General features: G+C 66.8%; 3 protein-coding genes. All 3 read left to right on the forward strand.

Translation table 11 applies throughout. The features are described 5' to 3' along the window. Positions 1-53: 53 nt before the first annotated feature. On the forward strand, positions 54-461 hold the full coding sequence (locus VGP60_RS26735; RefSeq protein WP_327550864.1) for a nitroreductase family deazaflavin-dependent oxidoreductase: 408 nt from the start codon (positions 54-56) through the stop codon (positions 459-461). 243 nt (positions 462-704) lie between these two features. After that, complete coding sequence (locus tag VGP60_RS26740; protein WP_327550865.1) at positions 705-1,085, forward strand: cupin domain-containing protein; 381 nt, start codon at positions 705-707, stop codon at positions 1,083-1,085. A 139-nt stretch (positions 1,086-1,224) separates the two neighbouring features. Then, positions 1,225-1,557, forward strand: a 333-nt coding sequence (locus tag VGP60_RS26745; RefSeq protein ID WP_327550866.1) for a hypothetical protein, incomplete at its 3' end; no start/stop codon positions are given.

Consider the following 1,557-nt stretch of genomic DNA (forward strand, 5'->3'; position numbering starts at 1 on the left):
TACGTACGCGGCCCGGCTGGGATCATCGTCGAGCTGGCGCAGAAGATCGCCTGATGGGTGGCCCGTTGTTCGGTCAGGAGCACGTCGACAGATATCGCGAAACCGCCGGCGAGGAAGGCCACGACTGGCAGGGCACCACGGTGTTGCTGCTCACCACCACCGGGCGCAAGTCGGGTGAAAAGCGGACCACGCCGCTGATCTACCAACGGCACGGAGACGACTTCCTAGTGGTGGCCTCCAACGGCGGCGGCAACCCACCCGGCTGGTTCCTCAACCTTCAAGACGATCCGATCGTGGCCGTGCAGGTCAAGGCCGACCACCACACGGCTCGGGCGCGGGTCGCCACGGCCGAGGAGAAGCCCGAGCTGTGGCGCATCATGACCGCGACTGGGACGCCGTACGACGAGTTCCAGGTCAAGGCCGACCGCGAGATCCCGGTGGTGGTCCTCGAACCGAGCTAGGCCGAGCGGCCGGACGACGAACAGAAGCGCCACTCCCGCCCGACGCATGACACCCGGTGCATAGGTACGACGTCGCGGTCTCCGCGCGATGTCGGGGAGTTGTGCCCGCGTGATGACGAGAAGGTCCATTCGGAGTGCATCGGCGAGTGCGCCGGCCACATGTCCCCCCGACCCGCCGCGCCGTACAGGCGCACCTCCGCGAACGGAAGCGGCCGTTCGGCGCATAGGTGCGAGACTTTCGAGGTGCCCGACTGGACGAAGAAGAACTTCGACGATCTTCGCGATGTCAGCCCGCGGGATGCGCAAATGCAGTGGCGGTTCGCGCGGGAGGCTCTGCGATCGCCCGAGCTCGGCGTGAGCCGCTTCACGTACGACCCAGGTGCCCGCATGCCGTGGGGTCACCGGCATCGTGTGCAGGAGGAGGCCTACGTCGTGGTCGCCGGGTCCGGTTGTGCCAAGCTCGATGACGAGGTCGTCGAGCTCTCAGTGTGGGACGTGCTGCGCGTCGCTCCTGCAGTAGTCCGCTCATTCGAGGCCGGCCCGGAGGGTCTTGACGTGATCTGCATCGGTGGTCGGAAGCCCAAGGGAGGCGACACCGAGCGGTTCGAGGACTTCTGGGACTGATCGGCCGACATCCTCGCGGCGTGCGTTGCTGATCAGAAGAGCCGCGTAGGACGAAAGCAACCGCCGGCGGTCGGCGTACTCGACCCGTACTGCGCTGCTGGTTTGAGGCACAAGCGGCCTCCGCGTCATAGTTCGTGCGGTGTACGAGGCTTTGGTCGATGCCCATGCGGCCGATTGGGTGGTCGAGGGATTGCGCGGCGTCGCCGAGTCGGTTCTGTCTCTCGTGCCGGTCGGCTTCTCCGACTACCTGCGGGTCTTTCATCCGGCGTATCGAACGGGCGGATCGGACCGAGCGGCGGTGACCTGGGCGGAGATCGCGAGCGCCAACGGCATGCACATGCACCCCGGTGCTCAGCTCGGCTCGATCACCGGGAGCGAGCGATATGAGTCGGAGGGGCAGCCGGGTGTCTTCGATGAGCCGCCCGAGACCGGGAGCATCCCTCCCGAGCTGCTGGGTCCGCTGACGAGTGTG

It is taken from the genome of Amycolatopsis sp., assembly GCF_036008905.1.
In the GTDB taxonomy this organism is placed as follows: Bacteria; Actinomycetota; Actinomycetes; order Mycobacteriales; family Pseudonocardiaceae; genus Amycolatopsis.